The sequence below is a fragment of the Enterobacter cloacae complex sp. CDL013 genome (genome assembly GCF_049238805.1).
Lineage (GTDB): Bacteria > Pseudomonadota > Gammaproteobacteria > Enterobacterales > Enterobacteriaceae > Enterobacter > Enterobacter hormaechei_C.
In genome coordinates, this window is record NZ_JBMKGT010000007.1 from 125,069 (window position 1) to 141,621 (window position 16,553).

15 protein-coding genes and 1 pseudogene are annotated in these 16,553 nt (G+C 56.2%); 10 read left to right on the top strand and 6 right to left on the bottom strand.

All coding sequences use genetic code 11. The features are described from left to right. Positions 1 to 22 precede the first annotated feature (22 nt). Both ACOTXD_RS15700 and rimL read left to right on the top strand, forming a co-directional pair. Positions 23 to 1,678, top strand: coding sequence for a glucan biosynthesis protein D (locus ACOTXD_RS15700; protein ID WP_032645623.1), 1,656 nt, complete (start codon positions 23 to 25; stop codon positions 1,676 to 1,678). A gap of 105 nt (positions 1,679 to 1,783) precedes the next feature. Beyond that, positions 1,784 to 2,323, top strand: coding sequence for a 50S ribosomal protein L7/L12-serine acetyltransferase (gene rimL / locus ACOTXD_RS15705; protein WP_061856123.1), 540 nt, complete (start codon positions 1,784 to 1,786; stop codon positions 2,321 to 2,323). Here the strand turns inward: rimL and ydcK are convergent. Next, on the bottom strand, positions 2,318 to 3,298 hold the full coding sequence (gene ydcK / locus ACOTXD_RS15710; protein ID WP_061856122.1) for a YdcK family protein: 981 nt from the start codon (positions 3,296 to 3,298) through the stop codon (positions 2,318 to 2,320). The genes rimL and ydcK overlap by 6 nt on opposite strands. A 121-nt stretch (positions 3,299 to 3,419) precedes the next feature. Between ydcK and tehA the strand changes: the two are divergent. Next, a pseudogene (gene tehA / locus ACOTXD_RS15715) lies at positions 3,420 to 4,422 on the top strand (dicarboxylate transporter/tellurite-resistance protein TehA). Beyond that, entirely contained in the window at positions 4,422 to 5,015 is a 594-nt protein-coding gene (gene tehB, locus ACOTXD_RS15720; protein ID WP_003857227.1) for a tellurite resistance methyltransferase TehB, read from the top strand. The pseudogene tehA and the gene tehB overlap by 1 nt, the downstream one beginning before the upstream one ends. Here tehB and pepT read toward each other — a convergent pair. Beyond that, on the bottom strand, positions 5,012 to 6,241 hold the full coding sequence (gene pepT, locus ACOTXD_RS15725; protein WP_061856120.1) for a peptidase T: 1,230 nt from the start codon (positions 6,239 to 6,241) through the stop codon (positions 5,012 to 5,014). The two genes, tehB and pepT, sit on opposite strands and share 4 nt — an antisense overlap. 111 nt (positions 6,242 to 6,352) lie before the next feature. Here pepT and ACOTXD_RS15730 point away from each other — a divergent pair, with 111 nt between their 5' ends. After that, on the top strand, positions 6,353 to 7,948 hold the full coding sequence (locus tag ACOTXD_RS15730; protein ID WP_421766456.1) for an ABC transporter substrate-binding protein: 1,596 nt from the start codon (positions 6,353 to 6,355) through the stop codon (positions 7,946 to 7,948). A gap of 133 nt (positions 7,949 to 8,081) precedes the next feature. Next, complete coding sequence (locus tag ACOTXD_RS15735) at positions 8,082 to 8,756, top strand: DUF3313 domain-containing protein (RefSeq protein ID WP_003857221.1); 675 nt, start codon at positions 8,082 to 8,084, stop codon at positions 8,754 to 8,756. Positions 8,757 to 8,790: 34 nt separating this feature from the next. Here ACOTXD_RS15735 and ACOTXD_RS15740 read toward each other — a convergent pair whose 3' ends face one another. Further along, complete coding sequence (locus ACOTXD_RS15740; RefSeq protein WP_003857219.1) at positions 8,791 to 9,687, bottom strand: DMT family transporter; 897 nt, start codon at positions 9,685 to 9,687, stop codon at positions 8,791 to 8,793. A gap of 174 nt (positions 9,688 to 9,861) precedes the next feature. Between ACOTXD_RS15740 and ACOTXD_RS15745 the strand changes: the two genes are divergently transcribed. Beyond that, the gene (locus ACOTXD_RS15745) at positions 9,862 to 10,734 is read left to right on the top strand and encodes a helix-turn-helix domain-containing protein (RefSeq protein WP_006810606.1); all 873 of its coding nucleotides are present in this window, start codon (positions 9,862 to 9,864) and stop codon (positions 10,732 to 10,734) included. Here ACOTXD_RS15745 and ACOTXD_RS15750 read toward each other — a convergent pair. Beyond that, entirely contained in the window at positions 10,714 to 11,880 is a 1,167-nt protein-coding gene (locus ACOTXD_RS15750; RefSeq protein WP_045342930.1) for a benzoate/H(+) symporter BenE family transporter, read from the bottom strand. The genes ACOTXD_RS15745 and ACOTXD_RS15750 overlap by 21 nt on opposite strands. Before the next feature lie 92 nt (positions 11,881 to 11,972). On the opposite strand from ACOTXD_RS15750, the gene ACOTXD_RS15755 reads away from it, so the two are divergent. Both ACOTXD_RS15755 and ACOTXD_RS15760 read left to right on the top strand, forming a co-directional pair. Further along, entirely contained in the window at positions 11,973 to 12,500 is a 528-nt protein-coding gene (locus ACOTXD_RS15755; RefSeq protein WP_045336245.1) for a helix-turn-helix domain-containing protein, read from the top strand. An 80-nt stretch (positions 12,501 to 12,580) separates the two neighbouring features. Beyond that, complete coding sequence (locus ACOTXD_RS15760; RefSeq protein WP_003857212.1) at positions 12,581 to 14,545, top strand: peptidase U32 family protein; 1,965 nt, start codon at positions 12,581 to 12,583, stop codon at positions 14,543 to 14,545. Here the strand turns inward: ACOTXD_RS15760 and ACOTXD_RS15765 are convergent. After that, positions 14,542 to 14,775 carry a DUF2554 family protein gene (locus ACOTXD_RS15765; protein WP_015570548.1) on the bottom strand — a complete coding sequence of 78 codons (234 nt, stop codon included), beginning with the start codon at positions 14,773 to 14,775 and terminating at the stop codon, positions 14,542 to 14,544. The genes ACOTXD_RS15760 and ACOTXD_RS15765 overlap by 4 nt on opposite strands. Before the next feature lie 243 nt (positions 14,776 to 15,018). On the opposite strand from ACOTXD_RS15765, the gene ACOTXD_RS15770 reads away from it, so the two are divergent. Beyond that, complete coding sequence (locus ACOTXD_RS15770; RefSeq protein ID WP_003857209.1) at positions 15,019 to 15,381, top strand: hypothetical protein; 363 nt, start codon at positions 15,019 to 15,021, stop codon at positions 15,379 to 15,381. A gap of 148 nt (positions 15,382 to 15,529) precedes the next feature. Here the strand turns inward: ACOTXD_RS15770 and ftrA are convergent, their stop codons facing one another. Further along, positions 15,530 to 16,528, bottom strand: coding sequence for a transcriptional regulator FtrA (ftrA, locus tag ACOTXD_RS15775; RefSeq protein ID WP_022651184.1), 999 nt, complete (start codon positions 16,526 to 16,528; stop codon positions 15,530 to 15,532). Between the last annotated feature and the right edge of the window lie 25 nt (positions 16,529 to 16,553).

Below are 16,553 nucleotides of genomic sequence, written 5' to 3' on the forward strand. Positions count from 1 at the left end.
CCATAAGGACGTTTTCTCAGGCATGAATCGCAGACGTTTTCTCAAAGGTTCCCTGGCAATGGCTGCCCTGAGCGGCACTTCTGGCCTTGCTTCTCTGTTTTCCCAGGCGGCGTATGCTGCTGACTCCGACATTGCCGACGGTCAGAGCCGTCGCTTTGACTTCTCTGTTCTGCAATCCATGGCGCACGATCTGGCGAAAACCGCGTGGGGCGGTGCGCCGCGTCCGCTGCCGGAAACGCTGGCCACCATGACGCCGCAGGCGTACAACGCCATCCGTTACGATGAGAAGCAGTCGCTGTGGAATAACATTGAAGGCCGTCAGCTGGACGCCCAGTTCTTCCATATGGGGATGGGATTCCGCCGCCGCGTGCGCATGTTCTCGCTGGATCAAACCACCTCTCAGGCGCGTGAGATCCACTTCCGGCCTGAGCTGTTCAGCTATGGCGATACGGGCGTGGATACCAAACAGCTTGAAGGGCAGAGTGACCTCGGCTTCGCCGGATTCCGCGTCTTTAAAGCGCCGGAACTGGCGCGACGCGATATCGTTTCGTTCCTGGGCGCGAGCTACTTCCGCGCAGTGGATGATACCTACCAGTACGGCCTTTCCGCGCGCGGGCTGGCGGTGGATACCTTTACCGACACCCCGGAAGAGTTCCCGGATTTCACCTCCTTCTGGTTTGAAACCGTTAAGCCGGGTGATACCACCTTTACCGTCTATGCGCTGCTGGACAGCCCGAGCATTACCGGTGCCTATAAGTTTGTGATCCACTGTGAGAAGAGTCAGGTGATCATGGACGTCGAAAACCATCTCTATGCGCGCAAAGACATCAAGCAGCTCGGCATCGCGCCAATGACCAGCATGTTTAGCTGCGGCAACAACGAACGCCGCATGTGCGACACCATTCATCCGCAGATCCACGATTCAGACCGCCTGGCGATGTGGCGCGGTAACGGGGAGTGGATCTGCCGGCCGCTGAACAACCCGCAAAAGCTGCAATTTAACGCCTACCTGGATAAAAACCCGAAAGGCTTTGGTTTGTTGCAGCTTGACCGTGACTTCTCTCATTACCAGGACGTCATGGGCTGGTATAACAAGCGACCAAGCCTGTGGGTCGAGCCGCGCAACAACTGGGGGAAAGGTTCCATTGCCCTGATGGAGATCCCGACAACCGGCGAGACGCTCGATAACGTGGTCTGCTTCTGGCAGCCGGAGAAACCGGTGCAGGCGGGTGATGAGCTGGACTTCAAATACCGTCTCTACTGGAGCGCGCAGCCGCCGGTGCGTTCCCCGCTGGCAAACGTCTACGCCACCCGTACCGGTATGGGCGGCTTCCCGGAGGGCTGGGCGCCGGGTGAAAATTACCCGAAAGTGTGGGCCCGTCGCTTTGCCATTGACTTCGTCGGGGGCGATCTGAAGGCCGCCGCACCGAAGGGCATTGAGCCGGTGATCACCCTGTCCAGCGGTGAAGCGAAGCAGGTGGAGATACTCTATGTCGAACCGTTCGACGGGTATCGCATTCTGTTTGACTGGTATCCAACCTCTGACTCCACCGAGCCGGTGGATATGCGCCTGTTCCTGCGCTGTCAGGGCGATGCCATCAGCGAGACCTGGCTGTATCAGTACTTCCCGCCCGCGCCGGACAAACGTAACTACGTTGACGACCGGATCATGCGCTAGTCCTTATGGGTTTGTGCCGGGTGGCGGCTTCGCCTTACCCGGCCTGCTCCGGACGCATTTGTAGGCCGGGTAAGCGTTAGCGCCACCCGGCAATTAAGAGGCACTATGTCTTCAGAAATCATCCCCGTAACCCAGGAAATCGAGCTTCGCGCCGTCGACGAGCGCTATACCACCGATCTGCATAACCTCGTAATCAAAAACAAAACCTGGCTGCAAACCGCCTTCGACTGGGCACAGCATGTCGGCAGCGAAGAGGACACGCGCCGCAACGTGCAGAGCAACCAGATGCTGCACCAGCGCGGTTACGCCAAAATGTTCCTGATTTTCATGAAGGACGAGCTGGTGGGCGTGCTGTCCTTCAACGCGATCGAGCCTGCGAATAAGACCGGGTACATTGGCTACTGGCTTGACGAGGCGCATCAGGGGCAGGGTATTCTTTCTCAGGCGCTCCAGACGTTTATGCGCTATTACGTTGAGCGCGGCGAGATCCGCCGCTTTGTGATCAAGTGTCGCGTGGATAACCAGTGCAGTAACCGGGTGGCGCAGCGCAACGGTTTCACGCTGGAAGGTTGTTTGCGGGAAGCGGAGATGCTCAACGGGCGTTACGATGACGTGAACCTCTACGCCAGAATCTTCCCGCTATAGCGCCCCCAGCAGCGGCGTCCGGGTGATCCGCGTGTCGCCGTTGATCACTTTGGCTCCCCGGACGTGAATGCTTTCACCCTCCAGCGCCTCGATAACCGCATCGTCCGTTATTTCCACCTGATGCTCGATCAGGACATCGCCGCTGATACGCGCCCGCCCCTGAATAGCTACTTTGTCATCAATCAGGATCGGCCCGCCGCGTAACCACGCCTCGCCGCCTATTAATACGTGGTGTTTAATGACGCAGTTGCCTTCTACGAGGGCGTTTTCCGCGACCTGTGAACTGTACCGCACGGTCGGGATGGCATCATCCTCCAGACCGGCCAGCAAACGGGCGTTGCCGTACACTTTGGCGCAGTCGCACACCCAGACGTTATTCAGCGCGTTGCCCTCAAGAATGGCGCGTTCGAACACCTCGGCACGGTGCTCAACAAAGGCCCAGGTCACCATGGCATCGCCGTAGATTTGCGCCTGATGCACAATACGCGACTGGCTGACCGTGGCTCGGTCATAAATTTGCAGGATCTGCTCACGGTCGGGTGTCAGCCCTTTGGCTGCAATCACCAGGCTGTTATGCAGCACCCGCGCGTCACCCGCGATACGACATTCCCCGCGTACGGTGGAGTGCTGAATGGTGACGTTGTCACTTATTACCGCGCCGTGACTCACCTCAGCCGCGTCAAGCCAGCCGTTGCCGCCAACGTGTGCGCGGTGGCTTACGATGCAGGGTTGGGTGAGGCGGGCGTTACCGGATATCCTGGCCCCGGCAAACACCACGCTGTTTTCATCGTAAACCCAGCAATCCCCGTCCTGGGCGAGCGCGTGTTCATCCTCAACCCAACCGCCTTTAGTCCCGCTGGTCACATCGTTAAAATCCTTCACGGCAATAATTTGTCTGAGAGGCGTTGTGCACGGTGTTGATCCGTCCTGCCAGCGCCAGAGACGCGTTTCATTGCTAAGCCGATATTTTGTCATCGTGTTATCCCTGAAAAGCCTTTCAATAAACGTAGCAAAGTTTTGGTTTTTCGAAGTGCTGGCGTCCGCTCAGGAAACCCCTTAAAATGGCATTTAAAATACATTTTAAAGTTTAAAAAAAATGCATAACCAAAACCAACGCTTTCTTAACTTGCCCGCCGGGTATTTCGGTATGGTCCTCGGGACCATAGGCATGGGGTTCGCCTGGCGTTACGCCGGCACCATCTGGCCGGTGACGCGCTGGCCGGGCGAGATCCTGGTGGCGCTGGCGGTGGCGATCTGGTTCCTTCTAGGCGTGGCGTTTCTTACCCGTGCGGTACGGTTTCCACATAGCGTGCTGGCCGAGATGCGGCATCCGGTAATGAGCAGTTTTGTCAGCCTGTTTCCTGCCACAACGCTGCTGGTGGCCATCGGCTTTGTGCCGTGGTATCGCCCGGTGGCGCTTGGGTTGTTTAGCGTGGGCGTGGTGATCCAGCTTGCGTATGCCGCCTGGCAAAGCGCCGGGCTGTGGCGCGGCAAGCATCCGGAAGAAGCCACGACGCCGGGACTGTATCTGCCGACGGTAGCGAACAATTTTATCAGCGCGATGGCCTGCGGTGCGCTAGGCTTCCACGACGCGGGGCTGGTGTTCCTTGGTGCCGGGGTCTTTTCCTGGCTGAGCCTGGAGCCAGTCATTTTGCAACGCCTGCGCAGCGCGGGCGAACTGCCCGCTGCCCTTCGTACCTCGCTCGGGATCCAGCTTGCGCCTGCCCTGGTGGCCTGTAGCGCCTGGTTTAGCGTCAACGGCGGCGAAGCGGACACCTTCGCCAAAATGCTTTTCGGCTATGGCCTGTTGCAACTCCTGTTTATGCTGCGTCTGATGCCGTGGTATCTGTCGCAGCCGTTCAACGCGTCGTTCTGGAGCTTCTCGCTTCTCGTTCGGGGTGTCGGCGCTGGCGACCACCGGTTTACATCTTGGGCAGAGCAGTCCGTCAGGGTTCTTTCATGCCCTCGCTGTTCCCCTGTTTATTTTCACCAACGTCATCATCGCGATGCTGCTGGTCCGTACTTTTATCTTGCTGATGCAGGGCAAACTTCTGGTGCGCGCTGATAAGGCACTGCTTATGCAATCTGAGGAAAAATAATGACTGTCGATGAAAACTACTTTACTGAGAAATATGGGCTGACCCGCACGCACTCAGAGGTGCTGCTCAGCGCGGACATTGTTAAGCCGGGAAAAACGCTCGATCTCGGTTGCGGAAATGGCCGTAACAGCCTCTACCTCGCTGCCAATGGCCATGACGTGACGGCGTGGGATAAAAACCCGATGAGCATCGATAACATTGAGCGCATTAAGGCGGCGGAAGGGATCGCGAATCTGCAAACGGCGATTAAGGATCTGAACAACCTGACCTTTGACGGCGAATACGACTTTATTCTTTCCACCGTCGTGTTGATGTTCCTCGAAGCGAATACCATCCCTGGTCTTATCGCCAATATGCAGCGTTGCACTAAACCAGGCGGCTATAACCTGATCGTTGCCGCCATGGATACGGAGGATTATCCGTGCACCGTCGGCTTCCCGTTTGCCTTCAAACCCGGTGAACTGAGTAACTACTACGAAGGCTGGGAGCTGATCAAGTACAACGAAGAGGTGGGGGAACTCCACCGTACCGATGCCAATGGGAACCGTATCAAGCTGCGCTTCGCCACCATGCTCGCACGCAAGCCCGCTTAACGCGCGGCCAGCAGACAGAGTTGCAGTGCAGTGCGACAGGAGGCCTCGAACGACGACAGCGGTAAAAACTCAAACTTCGAGTGGAAGTTATGGGCGCCGGTGAAGAAGTTCGGGGTGAGCAGGCCTTTGGCTGACAGGGCCGCCCCATCCGTGCCACCGCGCATGGGGATCGGTTTTGGGGTGATGCCGAGCGACTCCATCGCCTCGAACATCAGGTCGATCGCGCGGCGGTCTTCGCCAATCGCATTGCTGATATTGCTGTAGGTATCTTCAATGCGATACTCCACGTTTGCCGTGGGATGCTGCGCGGCTATTTGCGCCGCCACATCGGCAATTCGCTGCTTGCGGGCGGCAAAACCGTCTTTGTCAAAATCACGAATGTTGGCTTTCAGTACCGCTTCGTTTTGCCCGGCCTGGATGCCGTTAAACCAGATATAACCTTCGCGCCCCTCGGTGCATTCCGGGGTTTGCTGGCGATCGAAATGGCTGATGAAATCCGTTGCCATCAGCAGCGGATTGACCAGCACCCCTTTGGCGGACATCGGGTGCGCCGTGACGCCGGTAAAGCGAATTTCAGCCGCCGCCGCGTTAAAGTTCTCGTAAACAATTTCGCCCAGCTCGCAGCAGTCGATGGTCCAGGCAAAATAGACGTCGAAGCGCTTTAAATCCAGTGCTTTCGCGCCGCACAGGCCAATCTCTTCATCGGGCACAAACGCCACCACAATATCGCCATGGTTGTGCTCAGCGGTGAGGTTTTCCAGCACCGTCATGACCACGGTGACGGCCGCTTTATTATCTGCGCCTAATACGCTGGTTCCGTCGCTGAAAATAATCTCCTCATCAGGATAAGCCAGAATTTCCGGGTGCTCTTTTACGCGCAGCCAAATATCTTTCTCTTTATTCAGGCAGAGATCATCCCCCGTAAAGGTTAATATTTGTGGATGAATATCCGGGGATAAACCGACGTCGACGGTGTCGATATGGGTAATAAAACCAATACGCGGCGCGCCGGGAATATTGCCTTTTTTCACGGCGGTAACGGTGGCGAACTCATCAATCACAATATCGTCTAACCCCAGCGTTTCCAGCTCCTTCGCCAGCTCCCGCGCCATGTCGTGCTGGCCCGGGGTGGAGGGCAGGGTTTTGACTTTCGGGTCGCTCTGGCTGGTGATGGCGAGATAGCGGAAAAAGCGTTGGGTTAATTGTCTGGAGAGTTCCGAGCCCATAGTGTTTCCTTCTGTATTTATTTTTCATGTGTTTGCGCCATCACTTTAATGTTATTTATGAAATGGCAAAAGAAGTAATTAGCCGTCGAATTAAAAAGACAGGAATAAATGATGAAAAGCACATTCACAATGATAACGCTGGCGCTTGCTGCACTGACGGTCAGTTCCACCGTCGCGGCAAAAACGCTGGTGTATTGCTCCGAAGGATCGCCGGAAAATTTCAATCCTCAGCTCTATACGTCGGGGACCAGCGTGGACGCCAGCGCCGTACCGGTTTATAACCGTCTGGTCGATTTCAAACCGGGCACTACCGAACTGGTGCCGAGCCTGGCGGAAAGCTGGGAGGTAAGCGAGGATGGCAAGGTCTACACCTTCCACCTGCGCAAAGGGGTGAAATTCCACAGTAATAAGCTGTTCACGCCGACGCGCGATTTCAACGCGGACGACGTGATTTTCTCGTTTATGCGCCAGAAGGATGTGAATCATCCTTACCATAACGTCTCCAACGGCAGTTATTCCAACTTCGAAAGTCTGGAGTTCGGCAGCCTGATTACCGCCATTGATAAAGTTGACGATCGCACCGTGCGCTTCACCCTGGCGCATCCGGAAGCGCCGTTTGTCGCTGACCTGGCGTGGTACTTTGCCTCCATTCTGTCGGCGGAGTACGCCGATGCCATGCTGAAAGCGGGCACGCCAGAAAAGGTCGATATGCAGCCGATTGGCACCGGGCCGTTTAAGCTGTCGCAATATCAGAAGGATTCCCGCATCCTCTTTACCGCTTTCCCTGACTACTGGCAGGGAAAATCGAAGCTGGATCGTCTGGTGTTCACCATCACGCCGGACGCCTCGGTACGTTTTGCCAAAGTCGAGAAGAATGAGTGTCAGATGATGCCGTTCCCGAACCCGGCGGACCTGCCGCGTATGAAGGCTAACAAAGACATCAACCTGATGAGCAAGGCCGGTCTGAATACCGGTTTCCTGGCGTTTAATACGCAAAAGCCGCCGCTGGATAACGTAAAAGTGCGCCAGGCGCTGGCGATGGCGATTAACAAACCGGCCATCATTGAGGCGGTTTTCCACGGCACCGGCACGGCGGCGAAAAACCTGCTGCCGCCTGGCGTCTGGAGTGCCGACAGTGAGCTGAAAGACTACGATTACGATCCAGAAAAAGCGAAAGCGCTGTTAAAGGAGGCGGGGTTTGCCAACGGCGTAAGCATCGATCTGTGGGCCATGCCCGTGCAACGGCCGTATAACCCGAACGCGAAGCGTATGGCGGAGATGATCCAGGCGGACTGGGCGAAAGTTGGCGTGCAGACCAAAATCGTGACCTACGAATGGGGCGAATACCTGAAGCGCGTGAAGGGCGGGGAGCATCAGGCTGCGCTGATGGGCTGGACAACGGCGACGGGGGATCCGGATAACTTCTTCGGCCCGCTGTTTACCTGTACGTCCGCCAACGGCGGGTCGAATTCGGCGAAATGGTGTTATAAGCCGTTTGATAACCTGATTGCCGAAGCAAAATCGATAACCGATCGCGAAAAACGCGTGGCGCTGTACAAGCAGGCGCAGCAGATGATGCACGATCAAATGCCGGCGGTAATGATTGCCCATTCAACGATTTTTGAGCCAGTCCGTAAAGAGGTCACGGGCTATGAAATTGATCCCTTCGGCAAACACCTGTTCTGGCAAGTGGACCTGAAAGAGTAATTTTCACTGCCCGGTTTCGGTCGGGCAGTTTTTTCGCTATTTGTGCTGTCTTCGTCATTTTTTGCCACAACACGTCGCTCCATTTTTTGTTATAACTTCAAGTGCATACTTGCAGATAACATGGAATACCATCATGCGTACTCACACTTTTTTTAAAGTTGCAGTGCTTTCTGGTCTGTTGGCCCTTTCAGGCTGTGCGTCAAAAGTCGCAGCCCCCGATCAATATTCAGGCTTTTTAAAAGATTACTCAGGCTTGCAGGAGATGAAATCTGCAACCGGGAAGCCAACCCTGCGTTGGGTTGATCCTTCTTATAATGAGGCGAATTATGACAGCATTATCTGGACGCCGATAACCTATTATCCGACGCCAAAACCGACCACTCAGCTTGGGCAAAAAACGCTTGATGAGCTGTTGAATTATACCAATACCAAACTGAAAACCGCGATTGGCCAGCGTAAGCCGATTGTGACGACGCCGGGCAAACATAGCCTGATCTTCCGCGGCGCCATCACGGGTGTGAGCTCAGACAAAGAAGGTTTGCAGTTCTATGAAGTGGTGCCTGTCGCGCTGCTGGTTGCGGGTACGCAAATGGCCACGGGCCATCGTACCATGGATACGCATCTGTTCTTCGAAGGTGAGTTAATCGACGCGGCTACGAACAAACCGGTGATTAAGGTTGTTCGTAAGGGGGAAGGGAAAGAGCTGGCGAACGAGAATACGCCAATGGGCTTCGGCACCCTGAAGCAGGTTGTGGATGACATGGCAACGGATGCCACTATGTTTGATGTTCATCAGACAGCAAATTAATAAAAAAAGGCCTGCATTTTCGCAGGCCGTTTTTTTATGCCGTCCGCAGGCGGCGGAACCAGGTTTCCGGCTTCGTAAACATCACCATATTCCCCCCCAGTATCAACAACAGGCCGACGATCCCGTTGAGATGCCACACGTAACCCTCGTACACCGTTGAAATCGACAGCGCCACCAGCGGGAACAGCAGGGTGCTGTAGGCGGCTTTACCGGGACCAATGCGGCCTACCAGCGTAAAGTAGGCGCCGAAGGCAATCACCGAGCCAAACAGCGCAAGATAGAGCAGCGCCCCCATATAGCTCACCGTCCATTCCGGCATAAAGTTATCGCCTCTGAAGAGGGCGATAAGTCCCATCACGACGGTGCCATACAGCATCGCCCAGGCGTTGGTGGTCATGGTTTCCAGCCCGTTTCGCTGATGACGCATGCTGATCATATTCCCCAGCGAGAAGCCGTAGGTGCCGAGGGCGGAAAGCCCGATGCCCGTAAGCAACGACGCGCTCCAGCCGCTGGCGAGCAGATCGTTCCAGAACAGGGTAATGATCCCGATAAGCCCCAGCGCTGCCGCCGTCCAGAAGCGTGCGGGTGGACGCTGGCCGAAGAAGATAAAGCTGTTGATGGCGTTATACAGCACGGCCATCGAGAAAATCACCGACTCAAGGCCGGTATTGATATGGGCGGCGGCGGTGTAAAAGCACCAGAAGTTGAAACAGAAAACGCAGCAGCCCTGTAGCATGCAGTAGAGATGATCCCGCAGCGCCAGCCTGCGCAGGCGGCGAAGGGCGACCAGGACGATCATCATCGTGGCGCTGGCCACGGCGAAGCGCCAGAAAATGGAGACCGGCGCTGCAACCGGCCCCTGTTGTAAAAAAATGGCGATCCAGGTCGTGCCCCAGATAACAACAACCAGCCCATAGAGTAATGCGTTCATGGTGTCTCTCTTCTCATACCGCGAAAAACAACAGTGTGGCGAAAGAAGAGGGACCCGGCTTTCATCGCCTTGCGCCGGACTTGCAAATTCTTGCGCTTTTTTCTCGCACAATGGCTGGTAACAGGCTGCAACACTTCTTAGACTGACAGTCTGATTAATCACCTGTTTACGGCCATGTCTCTCGTTTACGACACCTTTGAAACGTTACGCCAACAAAATGCGGTGCTGCGGGAAACCGTCGCGCTCAATACTGGCATTCAACTGGCGGCGTGGTACAACAAGCACGACACGATCACCGTGAAAAGCAACCATCACACCCTTAGCCTGTACGTGGCAGATGGCTATGAAAGCTATCAAAAAACGCCGGGTGGCTGGAAAAATGGCGGTGGGCCGGATCGTTTTTGTCTGATGCCGGAAGAGAGCGAATCCACGTGGGATATTCGTGACGACCTGTCGTTCGTGCACCTCTACTGCACCGATGAACACCTGCGGGACGTGGGGGAGAAAATCTGGGATAAACGACCGCTATCGCTGACGCTGGAGGAAAAAATATTCGGCAGCGATCCGAAAATCACCGCCCTTTATCGCCAGTTTTTGCTCGGCTGCGACTGGCAGCAAAACGCCAATCAGCTCACCCTGAGCACCGCGTCGACCTTATTGCTGACGCATTTAGTCCAGCACTATTCCAGCGTACAGTGGAAGCTGCCGGTGGTGACCGGCGGGTTATCGCCGTTTGTGCTGCGCAACGTGCTGGCCTTTATCGAGGAAAACCTGGCGCAACCCTTAACGCTGGCGGAACTGGCGGGCCAGGCCGCACTCAGTGAGTATCACTTTGCGCGGATGTTCCGCCAGTCGATGGGCCTGGCGCCGCATCAGTACGTCATGCAGCGCCGCATGGAGAAGGCCAAAGCGCTGGTGCAGCACACGACCACGCCGCTCACCGACATCGCGCTGGCCTGCGGATTTAACTCCGCCAGCCATTTCAGTAACCGTTTTCGCAGCATGACCGGCATTACGCCGTCACAGCTACGCGCGGCGAAGGCGTGAGAAGACGGCGTAACAGATCCCTCCCAACACCAGCCCCCAGAAGGCGGAGCCAATCCCCAGGAGCGTGACGCCGCTGGCGGTCATCAGGAAGGTGACGATCGCCGCGTCGCGCTCTGCTTCATGATTCAGTGCCTGATACAAACTCCCGCTGATAGTGCCGAGCAGGGCCAGCCCGGCCAGCGTCTGGATGCCGCTCAGCGGCAGGGCGGCCATCAGCCCCGAAATCGACCCGCCGAACACCCCCGCTAGCAGATAAAACCCACCTGCGGCTGCCGCAGCCAGCCAGCGTTTACTGGCATCCGGGTGGGCGTCCGGGCTCTGGCAGATGGCGGCGGTGATGGCGGCGATGCATATAGAATAGACGCCGAAGGGGGACAACAGCAGCGCCAGCCCGCCTGTGGCAACGATCAGCGGTGAGACCGCCAGCGGATAGCCCGATGCCTGCATGGTGGCGAAGCCGGGCGCATTCTGCGACGCCATGGTCACCAGGAAGAAGGGTAAGCCGATGCTGATCAGGCTGGTGAAGGTGAACGCAGGGGCAATGAATTCCGGCATGATGACCGATAACGTCATCCTTTTCGTGACAACGTCACCTCCAGCCCAGGCAACGAACACGCCCACCAGCAGCGTGGCGACAATGGCGTACCGGGGCGCTACAGCTTTGGCCACCAGCCAGGCGGCCAGCATACTGCCGCAAAGAAAAATGTGTCCCTCAAGATTGCTGAATGCCTTCAGGCCAAACTGTAACAGCACGCCCGCCAGCATAGCGGCGGCAAGCGAGTGCGGGATCAGTTTCATCAACCGGGCAAACAGGCCGGTGACGCCGCACAGCAGAATCAGCGTATTCGCGAATATAAATACCCCGATGGTTTCCGCCAGCGTCACGCCATGCAGGCTGGTGGCGAGCAACGCCGCGCCAGGAGTCGACCAGGCGGTCAGCACGGGGGCTTTATACCACCACGACAATGCCAGCGTGCTGATCCCCATCCCGAGCCCTAGCGCGGTCATCCATCCGGCGATTTGCTGTGTACTGGCGCCAGCCGCCGCAGCCGCCTGCCAGATAATGGCGGCAGAGCTGGCATAGCCCACCAGAACGGCAACAAAACCGGCCAGCACGGCAGGAAAGAGAGAGGCAGTCGATCGCATGGAAACTCCGTTGTGCGTTATAACGTCCGGGATAAGGTATCACTGTGCGCTATAGCGTACAAGTGGTATGCTTTGCCGCAACGGGAGGAACTATGGATATCACTCAACACCTGGCAACCACACTGAAAGCGCTGCGTCAGGCGCGGGGCTGGAGCCTGTCAAAACTGGCGGAAGAGACGGGCGTGTCGAAAGCAATGCTTGGGCAAATCGAACGCAATGAGTCCAGCCCGACGGTCTCTACCTTGTGGAAAATCGCCACCGGGCTGAACGTACCTTTTTCGGCGTTTATCACTCCAGAAAGCGAACCGCAGGCGGTGTTCGATCCGCAGCAGCAGGCGATGGTGGTGAAACCGCTTTTCCCCTGGGATGAACAGCTTAAGTTCGACCATTTCTCCATCACCCTGTCGCCCGGCGCGCTGAGCGAGTCCACGCCGCACGAAGCCGGGGTGATCGAACATGTGGTGGTGATAAGCGGTGAGCTGGATATGCAGATCGACGGTGTCTGGCGCACAATATACGCTGATTCCGGCGTGCGTTTTGCCGGCGATAAACCGCACGCGTACCGCAACAGCAGCGCCCGTACGGTGCATTTTCACTCCCTGATCCATTATCCCCGCTAAAGCGTCGCAAAACGGTTTCACTGACACAGACTTCTGACTACAATAGCCGCCATTTTGACCATAACGGATAACGACGAAGTATGCGCCTGCACTCCCATCATCTTGAACTGCTAAGCCCGGCCCGCGACGCCGCCATTGCCCGTGAAGCCATTCTTCACGGTGCGGATGCCGTCTACATTGGCGGCCCTGGCTTCGGTGCCCGGCATAACGCCAGCAACAGCCTGCGCGACATTGCCGAGCTGGTACCGTTCGCTCACCGTTTCGGGGCGAAGGTGTTTGTGACCCTGAACACCATTCTTCATGATGATGAGCTGGAGCCCGCGCAGCGTCTGATCACCGATCTCTACCAGACCGGCGTTGACGCCCTGATCGTTCAGGATATGGGCGTTCTGGAACTGGATATCCCGCCGATTGAGCTGCACGCCAGCACTCAGTGCGATATCCGCACCGTCGAGAAGGCGAAGTTTCTTTCGGACGTCGGGTTTACGCAGATTGTGCTGGCGCGCGAGCTGAACCTGAACCAGATCCGCGATATCCATCAGGCGACCGACGCGACCATTGAATTCTTTATCCACGGTGCGCTGTGTGTGGCCTATTCCGGGCAGTGTAATATCTCTCACGCCCAGACGGGGCGCAGCGCTAACCGGGGCGACTGCTCTCAGGCCTGCCGTCTGCCGTATACCCTGAAAGACGATCAGGGCCGCGTGGTGGCATTCGAAAAACACCTGCTGTCGATGAAAGATAACGACCAGACGGCGAACCTCGGTGCGCTGATCGATGCTGGCGTACGCTCCTTCAAAATTGAAGGGCGCTACAAGGACATGAGCTACGTGAAAAATATCACCGCCCATTATCGTCAGATGCTGGATGCCATCATCGACGATCGCGGTGATCTGGCGCGCGCCTCCGCCGGGCGTACAGAGCATTTCTTTATTCCGTCTACGGACAAAACCTTCCACCGCGGCAGCACGGACTATTTCGTGAATGCCCGTAAAGGGGATATTGGCGCGTTCGACTCACCGAAGTTTATCGGCCTGCCGGTGGGTGAAGTGCTGAAAGTGGCGAAAGATCATCTTGACGTTCAGGTGACAGAGCCGCTGGCGAACGGCGATGGTCTCAACGTGATGATCAAACGTGAAGTAGTGGGTTTCCGCGCCAATACGGTGGAGAAAACCGGCGAAAATCGCTATCGCGTCTGGCCGAACGAAATGCCTGCCGATCTCTACAAAGCCCGTCCTAATGCGGCGCTTAACCGTAACCTGGATCACAACTGGCAGCAGGCCTTGCTCAAGACCTCCAGCGAGCGCCGCATTGCGGTGGATATCGCGCTGGGGGGCTGGGAAGAGCAGCTGATCCTGACCATGACCTGCGAAGACGGCATCAGCGTGACGCATACGCTCGACGGCCTGTTCGAGGTGGCGAACAATGCGGAGAAAGCGCTCAACAACCTCAAGGATGGCGTGGCGAAGCTGGGGCAGACCATTTATTACGCGCGCAATATTGAGGTGAATCTGCCGGACGCGCTGTTCGTGCCGAACAGCCTGCTGAACCAGTTCCGCCGTGAAACGGCCGAGATGCTGGATGAAGTACGCCTGGCAAACTATTCGCGCGGCAGCCGTAAGGCCGAAGCGGTGCCTGCGCCGGTCTACCCGGACACGCATCTTTCTTTCCTCGCGAACGTATACAACCACAAAGCGCGTGCGTTTTATCATCGTCACGGCGTGCAGCTGATTGACGCCGCGTATGAAGCGCATGAAGAGAAGGGCGATGTGCCGGTGATGATCACCAAACACTGCCTGCGGTTTGCTTTTAACCTTTGTCCGAAACAGGCGAAAGGCAATATTAAAAGCTGGAAAGCGACGCCGATGCAGCTGGTGAATGGCGATGAAGTGCTGACGCTGAAGTTTGACTGCCGTCCGTGTGAAATGCACGTTATCGGCAAGATGAAGAATCACATCTTCAAAATGCCGCCGCCGGGAAGCATTGTGGCCTCCGTCAGCCCTGACGATTTGATGAAGACCCTGCCGAAGCGTAAAGGCAGCTAACCCGCAGAGTGGGTATCCGGTTTGCGCGATTTCTGCCAGGCATGGTGCTCGCGCAACCCCTCCGCAGACTCCTCAGCCGCGCTGCGTAACTCGTCGCTGTCAGCTTCATGACGAAGCTGATGGTCGGCGTTTTTCACATACACAAATTCATGCCCTTTGTGCTCCGCCATAATCTGTCCTGAGAACAGGGCGCTAATCACCAGCAGTAGCGAAAATTCTTTTCTGAACATCATTTATCCCCTGAAAATACGCTACGGTCATCGTAGGGATAATTTCATAGAGTAATTATTCGACTCTTTAAATTTGAGAAAATAGAGTGTCAAAAATTGTGGTCGCAATAAAATGCGCTTAAGACTATTCTTAAAAGCGATATCGACGTTGTAAACTCCCATTTCTGGTATGCAAAGAGCAACTAGATTTATTGGGAAATCATTTACAATAAGATTTTTCTGGCTAAGGATTGGATCGAATAAATGAAAAAAATAATCGTGCTATCACTTCTGGGCGTAGTGGTTGCGGTGGGTGCTGCGGCCAGCATCTATTCAAATGAAGAACCAGAATATATTCAGTCAGCAAAAAGCCGTGTCGGATCGTATTTAACCAGCGATTACGGACGTGTCGAATGTAATAGCACCCAGGTAAGTGAAGATCGCTGGGAGCTGGGCTGTACCAATAAGGCGAGAGGCAAAACCTTCCAGTTCGCCGTTTACCCACCCGAGCAGGCACCGTATGGGGTCTCTCGTGCGTTTTATCTCGAAGCGATTAATGATGATGCCCGCCAGAGTGCAGATCAGGGGCTGATGCGTTATCTGCAAATTAATACCAAAGCGGGTTAATCGATTCGTTTATGCTTCGTTGAGGCTCACAGTGGTAGATTGCTGGTGATCCACATCCCGGTAGGGAATACCGGAGCGTAGATACCAAAATACAAATCTATCCATGCAAGCATTTACCGCCAGATTATGGCGGTTTTTTTTTGCCCGTTTATCGTACCGGCTGTAAAAATTGTTTGCGATATTGCGCGGGCGAAAGCGCAAATTGCTGCCGGAAATGGTGGCGCAGCGTGGCGCTTTGTCCAAATCCGGTTTGTTCCGCAATATTATCAATGCTGAGCCGACTGTTTTCGAGATAATCTTTTGCCCGCTGCAATCGCGCAGTCAATAACCAGCGCGCGGGCGTTGTCCCGGTCGCGTCCTGGAAACGGCGCAGAAAGGTGCGTTGACTCATACCCACCCGCAGGGCCAGCGATTCGACGGTATGGGAAACGGCCAGATGCTGGTGAAGATAATCGAACAGCTGGCCCAGGCGCTGGCTCTCCCGCAACTGAGCCACCGGTCGGCTAAGTTGCTGGGTTTGCGAGCCGTCCCGATGGGGCGGGATCACCAGTCGACGCGCCACGCGGTTTGCTGCCTCCATACCGTAATTCCGGCGCACCACGTGCAGACACAGATCAATCCCCGCGGCGCTGCCGGCGGAAGTGAGAATATCGCCTTCGTCCTGGTAGAGCACATCTTCGACCACGGTGATGGCGGGAAAGCGTGTTTTCAGAGCTTGCGTGTAGCGCCAGTGGGTGGTTGCCTTCCGCCCGTCAAGCAGGCCTGAGGCTGCCAGAACGAAAACGCCAGAACAGATCGAGAGTAGCTGGCAGCCGCGGGCATGCGCCGCGCGGAGCGCCTGGCAGAGCGCTTCGGGTACGGGTTCATCCAGCCCTCGCCAGCCGGGTACAACAACCAGATCCGCCGTTTCAAGCAGACGCAGATCGCCGTCGGCCAGAATACGGATCCCGCCCGTTGCCCGGAGCTCGCCGCCATCCACGCTCGCCACGGCGAACTGATACCAGTCATCGCCCATCTCCGGGCGCGGCAAGCCAAAGATTTCTACCGCCACGCCAAACTCAAAGGTACATAAACCGTCATATGCCAGCACGACCGCGCGCGGCGAGGGATGTCTTAAGTTTGTCATCTTTTTGCTGTTTTCTGGCATAGGCGGACGCATTCATGTTCTGAAT